The 6678-nt window shown below is 38.3% G+C and carries 11 protein-coding genes; all 11 read left to right on the forward strand.

Going from position 1 to position 6678, the window contains the following annotated elements; genetic code table 11:
• Window positions 1–134 precede the first annotated feature (134 nt).
• A complete protein-coding gene (locus G468_RS24905; protein ID WP_081700706.1) occupies window positions 135–932 on the forward strand; it encodes an ORF6N domain-containing protein in 798 nt (265 codons plus the stop codon).
• Window positions 933–1105: 173 nt separating this feature from the next.
• Window positions 1106–1372, forward strand: a complete 267-nt coding sequence (locus G468_RS0115280; protein ID WP_026823810.1) for a hypothetical protein — start codon at window positions 1106–1108, stop codon at window positions 1370–1372.
• Between the two features lie 265 nt (window positions 1373–1637).
• Window positions 1638–1880, forward strand: coding sequence for a phage holin family protein (locus G468_RS23130; RefSeq protein ID WP_071846902.1), 243 nt, complete (start codon window positions 1638–1640; stop codon window positions 1878–1880).
• The gene (locus G468_RS0115285) at window positions 1840–2322 is read left to right on the forward strand and encodes a lysozyme (protein WP_026823811.1); all 483 of its coding nucleotides are present in this window, start codon (window positions 1840–1842) and stop codon (window positions 2320–2322) included. The genes G468_RS23130 and G468_RS0115285 overlap by 41 nt, the downstream gene beginning before the upstream one ends.
• A complete protein-coding gene (locus G468_RS0115290; RefSeq protein WP_026823812.1) occupies window positions 2292–2741 on the forward strand; it encodes a lysis protein in 450 nt (149 codons plus the stop codon). Before G468_RS0115285 ends, G468_RS0115290 begins: the two co-directional genes overlap by 31 nt.
• A gap of 54 nt (window positions 2742–2795) precedes the next feature.
• A complete protein-coding gene (locus tag G468_RS0115295; RefSeq protein WP_026823813.1) occupies window positions 2796–3623 on the forward strand; it encodes a hypothetical protein in 828 nt (275 codons plus the stop codon).
• Between the two features lie 352 nt (window positions 3624–3975).
• Window positions 3976–4557, forward strand: a complete 582-nt coding sequence (locus tag G468_RS21365) for a BRO family protein (RefSeq protein WP_034250153.1) — start codon at window positions 3976–3978, stop codon at window positions 4555–4557.
• Complete coding sequence (locus tag G468_RS0115305) at window positions 4554–4757, forward strand: hypothetical protein (RefSeq protein WP_026823814.1); 204 nt, start codon at window positions 4554–4556, stop codon at window positions 4755–4757. The genes G468_RS21365 and G468_RS0115305 overlap by 4 nt, the downstream gene beginning before the upstream one ends.
• 18 nt (window positions 4758–4775) lie before the next feature.
• On the forward strand, window positions 4776–5000 hold the full coding sequence (locus G468_RS0115310; RefSeq protein ID WP_026823815.1) for a DUF2560 family protein: 225 nt from the start codon (window positions 4776–4778) through the stop codon (window positions 4998–5000).
• Between the two features lie 92 nt (window positions 5001–5092).
• On the forward strand, window positions 5093–5572 hold the full coding sequence (locus tag G468_RS0115315) for a DNA-packaging protein (protein ID WP_026823816.1): 480 nt from the start codon (window positions 5093–5095) through the stop codon (window positions 5570–5572).
• A partial coding sequence (locus tag G468_RS0115320) for a terminase large subunit domain-containing protein (protein WP_034250155.1) occupies window positions 5559–6678 on the forward strand: 1120 nt, incomplete at its 3' end. The genes G468_RS0115315 and G468_RS0115320, both read left to right, overlap by 14 nt.

A 6678-nucleotide genomic window follows, 5' to 3' on the forward strand; every position in this document is an offset into this window, starting at 1 on the left:
ATAATGATCGGGTGGAGAGGCGTAATACAAAACCCAAAAGGGGAATATGCCCAGAGCTTCACATTAGGCTCAGTTAACACCCGATCGCCACTACTAACTGGCGTATTTTGACTAAACTAATGTGGAGGCCGAATATGGCTACTCAAATCACCGTAGAAACTATCCCCGCCATGACTCATAATGAGATTCCAGTTATGACAACTGAACTTTTGGCTTGGCTCTATGGTACAGAAACAAACAATATCAAAGTTAATCATTCGCGTAATTCAGATAGATTTGTTGAAGGAAAACATTATTTCAAATTGGAAGGCTCAGAATTACGAGAATTTAAGCACAAGGTTACTCAAAGTAACTCTGTGAAAATTGCACCTAATGTTCGTAGCCTCATGCTCTGGACAGAACGCGGCGCAGCAAGACACGCTAAAATGCTTGAAACCGATCAAGCATGGGAAGTCTTCGAGCAATTAGAAGATTACTATTTTCATGCAGAAAGAACATTTAATACACCTAAACACCATCCAGAAGCGAGAGAACTATTAACTGCTGATGATACCTCACATCTTTCTCGTTTAATTTGGACGATGGCTAACGGCTTCCGATTTGAGCGTTCATGGACACAAGGCATCTGGTATGCGCTACGTCATGCAACAGGGGTAGAGTCACCACAAAATTTTGAAGTTAATCAGATACCGATAATCGCAAAAGAATGCGAAAAGATTTATAACTTCACCAATGGCGTTAAAGAAGCGATCTATGAAGCGGAGAAACAGGCCGTAAGGCGAGTACTCCGCAAACGTGAGGACGCAGACAAGGTGTTAGCTGAGATGACACAACTACTTGAAGAGAGTAATCAGGAGCATACCTTTGTTTTGACCGATACATTAGCACGCTGGCAACAAGCAGAGATACAGCAATTTTTACAGCGTCGTTAAATACTGATCAAATCATCAGTAAAATACTTGACTGTCCGTACATCCGTACAGTATTATATGCTATAGTAGCGCAAAGCTATTGAGTTAGCGCTTAAACATATTATCAGAACCTCGCTTTTTGCGGGGTTTTTTCGTTTTGGTTCTGACTCAAACTGTAAAATGAGGTAATTACTATGTCATTTAGTATACATAATTCTTTTAATTCACCTGAGATTCCTCCAAAAAAGAAAAACATTGAGCAACAATATATATTAATATTGACATCCGGATATTATGAGTTGGCTAGAGCTATTTTTGATCAGAATGATAGATTTCTTTGGTTTGAGAATTCAAGAGGGATAATTTCTCGAAATAAATACAAAGCTTGGGCAGAATTGAATTCTCTTAGTCGTCGAACGATTTTCGATGAAAATGAGATCCAGAACTATTTAATTGATTAAAAAATATTACAGGCGATACTATCGTTACGGTGCTGAATCTATTTGTGTCAAAAAATAAGTAATTAACCTGAATTTATCCCATTAATCATATCAGGCTGCACGGTGAGGGGCATTACGCTATTTGGGCTATGTTACCCGTCCAAAAAGCTTGAATAAACGTTAAAAATAAGCTACTGCAATACTCAAAAAGGCAGCAACATAAACAAGTAAAGCAGCTGTCTCCCTTTTTTAATTTAAAGCAATGGAACCCTCAGTGGGAGGGTATATGCGCATGTCTGAAAAATACTCAACACCGGCTGCCTATCTGTGGGGCATCATGACGACCATCGGTGGCGTTATAACAACGATTTTTGATTTTTTAACCCTTGACCAGTGGGTTGCGGTGATGGGTATCGGCTGCACGATAGGGACATTTTTTATCAACGTGTACTACCGCCGAAGGGAGTACAAACTCAAGGAGCGTCAGTATGAAAATACCGAAAAAAATATTGATGGCGACCGGTGGTAGTGCGTTGTTTCTAGCATCAAGTATGATAACCCATTTCGAAGGATTGAGACTTAATCCCTATTTCGATGGTGGCGGTGTGCTTTCTGTTTGCTACGGGCATACCGGCAACGATATTGCGCGTAATCGGGCGTACACCAAAGCGGAATGTGACAAGTGGCTTGATGACGATTTAAACGCGGTCAAGCGCTATGTTGACCCACTGATTAAAGTCAATATCAATACGTTGACCCAAGCAGCCCTTTACTCATTTGCATACAACGTGGGCGTGGGGAATTTCGCTAAATCCACGTTACTCAAAAAGCTCAACGCCAATGACCGAATGGGGGCATGTGATGAGATGAAGCGATGGGTTTATGTCGATGGCAGAAAATGGAAGGGATTAATGAACCGCAGGGAAATTGAGAGCGTAATATGTTATGGAGACCTGTCACACCCATCTTGATAATCATTGTTGGATTGATGATTTATCTCAGCGTTGTCTTATCAAACTACAAAAATCTGAAAACACAATACCACACACTAAAACAGGAATATCACGCACAAATTGAAGCGGTGAAATTACAACAGCAAAAAATCGATGCTTTGTACCAGCTCGATATTCAACAGACTGAGAAACTCAATAATGCCAAAGCTGAAATTGCTAAGCTGCATGATACTGTTCGCGCTGGCACTAAGCGGTTGCGTGTCAACGCCGTGTGTCGTGCATCCAAAACCGCTACCGCCAAGAGCCGATATGATGAAGCCAGCCCACAACTTGGTGAGGCAGCTAGACAGGATTATTTCCATCTCAGAGAGATGATAGCTGAGAACGAAAAGCAGACGGAATACTTACAGAGTTATATCAAAACACAGTGTAAATGAATCGGGAATTGATACTTACGAATTTTAATAATCATAGTGCAAGAGGTGAATAAAATGAAATGTTTAATTACGGAAAATCAGTCAGGAAATGTAGTAATTCTTTCTAAAGGAGGAGAATATCAATCTAAAATAACAGAGAGTGAAATATTTAAAGATTGGATATCAGAGTCACAAAAACAAAATATTCGAGCAGTTATTCAAAAAAACTTAGATATTAGAAATTATGGAACTCTTAAGGGTTTAATTTTCTCTAGTCTAAAAGATGATAAAAATAATTTATTTATCAAAAATCATACTAAACCTGTAGTAAGAAGAATATCAATAGATAAAGTGGTACAGGAAATATTTAGTAAACCGATAACGAATTTAGTAAATATACAAGAGTTTCTTAATGAAAATGGGAATAAGGATGTTAAATTTACAGCCTCTGTAAGTGGAAATAATACTGTTTCAATTAGAACATCATTGACTACTACTGATACAAATAATTCGGGTTTTGAGATTGGATTAGGTCTAGAAATATCTGGGTTTAAGTTTAGTCCAAGTTTTAACACAGGTTTAGCTAAATCCGAATCAAAGATGGAAGATAACATAACCGCTGACTCGACAGTTCATAATTCTGCTGCAGTTTTTACCCTTAAACCAAATGAAAAAGCTATTGTTGCATTGAAAAATGATGAATATGAAGTAAATGCTAGAATTGTTTATTCTATTCGTTTGTCTGGTCTAATATATGCCATTTCCTATAAAGATGGCCAAAATTTTTATTCTGGTTATGATATAGAAGAGGTTATGAAAGAAGCAAATATTTCTAACCAACAAAAAATCGAACAAGAGTTAAATATTAGTGGTTACCTACGTTCAAATGTAATATTTAAATAAACATCCTTCGTACTTATCAAATATTTTTAATCACAGAACCTTACAGAAAATCGAGCCTGAGAATCGCCGTTTAAAATGGTACTTTTTCTGTGGGCGGCTTTTCTGTGTGAGCAGGTTCGATTTTCTATAAGGAAAAGTACGATGAAAGCAGTAACAACTATGAGCAATGTTAACTTCTATTAATTAACATTTTTCAAAACTTACAACTCCAGCGTACCACATGCGCAACTAATCCAAACATCGAACCCGTTATTTAGGAATGAGCTTTTGAGGTAATCAGTTTTGCTGATGTCACTTCGATGGGCTGATTTCCTATGTGGCAAAGGTTCATTACCTAAGTAAGGAAGACATCATGAATCATGTATTAACATTTAAGACCCACAATATCGTTCCCTTTAATAATGGAGACGGAAAAATATGGTTCACCGGTCATCATATGGCAGAGCTACTTGAATATGCAGATGTTAAGTCAGTCAATAGGCTATACAACAGAAATAAAAATGAGTTTAGTCCTGAAATGACCCAGGTGGTCAATTTGACCTCTTGTAATAAAAACAATGACATACAGTACAATAGAGTAAGACTTTTTTCACTTAGAGGCGCTCATCTACTTGGGATGTTGGCAGATACAAAAATCGCTAAAGCACTCCGTAAGTGGTTACTGGATTTAGCGGAAAAAGAAAGCCAACCAGCCAATCTTGCTCTGTTAGATATGGAAGGATTGAAATCATTAACGATTGGCGAAATGCAAAATAGATTGGTTGCGGCGAATAAATGGTCGTTTGACAATTTTGGTAGAAAAGGAAGCGACTTAATGAACTTACGTAAGCGTCATCTAAATAAGATACGTAAAGCAGAAAAAACAATTATGGCACTTTCTCAATTAAGACTACCAGGATTTGATGATACTCCAAATGGAGAAAGTCAAGCATGACCCCTGAACAATTCATCGAAACCAATGTCAAGGCCGAGTTAATGAAGCTCGGTTTTTCTAACTCTGTCGCCAGCTTAGCCACAAGTGAAGCTATCCGCTATTACCGCAAACAGCCAGCGAGTAAACGAGGCAAGATGCTAGAAGATTGTCTCAATCAGGCTAAACGATGGGCGAAGAGTGCGGCTAAAATTAAACATTAATTTGAAACAGGTGAAATGATGAAAGAAATAACCGAAGAACAACAAATGCGCCTTGATATTTTAAGGTTGGTATTACTCGATACGGCAGCAGCACAAATCACCATCGATTTTGTGAAAGACGAGAAGCTGAAATTTGAGATATTTAAGGATTTATGGCACGAGTCCGGCGCAGAAAGTACGCCTGTTGCCCGTGCGCAAAAGTCAATTCAAAAAGGGAAAGAGGCTTTACTTCTTTTCCCGTAAATCTAGCGAGTAGATGATTGGTAATTATCACAATGAAGGTAGGTCAACTCAAATGTCATTATTTGAACTGCGAAGTAATTTAAGGAGTAAATATGGCAGCGCCAAAGGGAAATCGCTTTTGGGAAGCAAGAAGTAGCCACGGAAGAAAACCCGTTTTTGAAAATCCAGAGCAGCTATGGCAAGCCTGTTGTGAATATTTCGAATGGATAGAAAATAACCCGCTAAAAGAAGAAAAAGTATTTTCTTATCAGGGAGAGATAACACACACAAACATATCAAAAATGCGAGCAATGACAATTTCAGGACTTTGTTTGTTTTTAGATGTAGCTGATAGCACTTGGCAAGCTTATAGAGTTAAAGATGGTTTTTCGGCAATCACGACACAAGCAGAAAAAATCATTTACGACCAAAAGTTTTCTGGCGCAGCAGCTGACCTACTGAATGCAAATATCATCGCCCGTGACCTTGGCTTGAAAGAACAATCGCAAGTAGAAGATGTCACTAAATATAAAGGTGATAGAGATAAACGTCGTTCTAGAATAAAAGAGCTATTTAATCGTGGAAAATCTTGATCTGATACTTGATAAATTAAGTGATGAAGAACAAATAGAATTACTTGATTTACTTGAAGAAGAAGAAGAATACAAAAAAACACATCGATTATTTGAATACAATCCATATGATAAGCAACGAGAATTCATCGAAGCAGGTGATAAATTCACCGAAAGATGCTTTATTGCTGGAAATCAGTTAGGTAAGTCATTAACCGGTGGCGCTGAGGTGTCATTTCATTTCACTGGTCGTTACCCTGGTACAAAAAGCTATCCTGAAGACGGGGCGTGGAAAGGTAAGTGGAAAGGTAAAATATTCAGTGAACCGGTTGTTTTTTGGATTGGCGGAGAAACAAACGAAACGGTTACAAAAACAACTCAGCGTATCCTGTGCGGTCGTATAGAAGAAAATAACGAGCCTGGTTATGGTCTCATCCCCAAAGAAGATATCATTAGCTGGAAAAAATCACCTTTTTATCCAAATCTGGTAGATCATCTACTAATTAGACATAGAAATAAAGAGGGTGTTGAGGATGGCATGTCAATTTGCTATTTCAAGCCATACTCACAGGGACGCGCAAGATGGCAAGGGGATACGGTACATGGCGTTTGGTTTGATGAAGAACCACCTTATGCAATTTATTCTGAAGGTCTTACTCGTACCAATAAGTATGGACAATTTTCTATTCTTACCTTTACTCCATTGATGGGGATGTCTGATGTGGTCACTAAGTTTCTCAAGAACCCATCAAAACATCAAAAAGTAGTCAACATGACTATTCACGATGCTGATCACTACACCGAAGAAGAAAAAGAAAAGATTATCGCTTCTTATCCTGAGCATGAGCGTGATGCTCGTGCAAAAGGCATCCCAACGATGGGAAGTGGTAGAATATTTCAAATACCAGAAGAATTAATTAAATGTCAGCCATTTGAGTGTCCAGAGCACTTCTACATTATCGATGGTCAAGATTTTGGTTGGAATCACCCTCAAGCTCATATTCAATTGTGGTGGGATAAAGACGAAGACGTTTTTTATCTGGCAAGAGTGTGGAAAAAATCAGAAAACACAGCTGTTCAAGCTTGGGGAGCTGTCAAATCTTGGGCTAATAAAATTCCAGTAGCTT

The organism is Arsenophonus nasoniae DSM 15247, from assembly GCF_000429565.1.
GTDB classification, from domain to species: Bacteria; Pseudomonadota; Gammaproteobacteria; order Enterobacterales; family Enterobacteriaceae; genus Arsenophonus; species Arsenophonus nasoniae.

Excerpts from the sequence above, each read along its gene's own strand:
- G468_RS0115290 (WP_026823812.1), top strand. The coding sequence starts at position 2,292 with ATGTTATGGAGACCTGTCACACCCATCTTGATAATCATTGTTGGATTG.
- G468_RS0115310 (WP_026823815.1), top strand. The coding sequence starts at position 4,776 with ATGAAAGAAATAACCGAAGAACAACAAATGCGCCTTGATATTTTAAGG.
- G468_RS0115315 (WP_026823816.1), top strand. The coding sequence starts at position 5,093 with ATGGCAGCGCCAAAGGGAAATCGCTTTTGGGAAGCAAGAAGTAGCCAC.
- G468_RS23130 (WP_071846902.1), top strand. The coding sequence starts at position 1,638 with ATGCGCATGTCTGAAAAATACTCAACACCGGCTGCCTATCTGTGGGGC.
- G468_RS0115305 (WP_026823814.1), top strand. The coding sequence starts at position 4,554 with ATGACCCCTGAACAATTCATCGAAACCAATGTCAAGGCCGAGTTAATG.
- G468_RS21365 (WP_034250153.1), top strand. The coding sequence starts at position 3,976 with ATGAATCATGTATTAACATTTAAGACCCACAATATCGTTCCCTTTAAT.
- G468_RS0115280 (WP_026823810.1), top strand. The coding sequence starts at position 1,106 with ATGTCATTTAGTATACATAATTCTTTTAATTCACCTGAGATTCCTCCA.
- G468_RS0115285 (WP_026823811.1), top strand. The coding sequence starts at position 1,840 with ATGAAAATACCGAAAAAAATATTGATGGCGACCGGTGGTAGTGCGTTG.
- G468_RS24905 (WP_081700706.1), top strand. The coding sequence starts at position 135 with ATGGCTACTCAAATCACCGTAGAAACTATCCCCGCCATGACTCATAAT.
- G468_RS0115295 (WP_026823813.1), top strand. The coding sequence starts at position 2,796 with ATGAAATGTTTAATTACGGAAAATCAGTCAGGAAATGTAGTAATTCTT.